A 217-nucleotide genomic window follows, 5' to 3' on the forward strand; every position below is an offset into this window, starting at 1 on the left:
ATCGGCGCTACGGCGTTTCACTTCTGAGTTCGGCATGGGGTCAGGTGGGACCACCGCGCTAAAGCCGCCAGGCAAATTCTTTGTGCTCTGTCCTGTGTCTTTTGTGCTGATGCTGCGTTGGCCGCCCTCGCGCTACTTCGTCACATACTTCAGTATGCTCCTTCGTATCGCCCGGTTGCCGCCTTGCCTCAGCGCAAAATCCTTCGGACTTCAGTCC

Annotated in this window: 1 rRNA gene; it reads right to left on the minus strand. The window is 57.6% G+C overall.

From position 1 onward, the window contains the following. Window positions 1-72 (minus strand): 5S ribosomal RNA (gene rrf, locus HFD95_RS21935); the annotation flags it as partial. Window positions 73-217: the final 145 nt, after the last annotated feature.

Origin of the sequence: Pantoea sp. EKM10T, assembly GCF_011800685.1 — a bacterium.
Lineage (GTDB): Bacteria > Pseudomonadota > Gammaproteobacteria > Enterobacterales > Enterobacteriaceae > Pantoea > Pantoea agglomerans.